Source organism: Pseudomonas sp. I2, assembly GCF_040984075.1.
In the GTDB taxonomy this organism is placed as follows: Bacteria; Pseudomonadota; Gammaproteobacteria; order Pseudomonadales; family Pseudomonadaceae; genus Aquipseudomonas; species Aquipseudomonas guariconensis_B.
This window is the reverse complement of sequence record NZ_JBCGFQ010000180.1, coordinates 1-427: the sequence shown is the minus strand read 5'-3', so window position 1 is coordinate 427 and position 427 is coordinate 1. Positions and strand designations below refer to the sequence as shown.

The following is a 427-nucleotide window of genomic DNA, read 5'->3' as shown; positions in this document are numbered from 1 at the left end:
CCTTCGCGGACCACGGTGATCAGCGCGCTGGAAGAAGAGGAGGCGACCTGCTCAGAATCATAGGTGATGCGTGACAGCAGCGTTCCGGTAGACTGCTTGTCAAAGAAGGCCACCGGCATACCCATCATGTGGCCGAACAGGCGACGACGCATGGTCATCACCACTTTGCCGGAACACCAGGAAATACAATAGCTCGAGATGTAGCTGGTGATCCCACGCAGCACCATCAGGCCGATAACCACCAGCGGCATCCATAGCAGCACTGAGCGATCCGTTTTACCAAAACCATCATCCAATACCGGTTTAAGAAGCGATAACATGAAGGTGTCACTGCCCGCGTTAAGCACCAACGCCACCGCCGCTACGATTAGCCCGGCTTTAAACGGCGCGATAATCGGCCAAAGTCGGCGGAAGGTCTGCCACGTGG

At 56.2% G+C, this 427-nt stretch carries 1 protein-coding gene; it reads right to left on the bottom strand.

Annotation, left to right across the window (positions count from 1 at the left end; genetic code table 11):
• The coding region (locus WCE05_RS26155; protein WP_368816858.1) for an ABC transporter transmembrane domain-containing protein at nt 1-427 on the bottom strand (427 nt) is incomplete at both ends.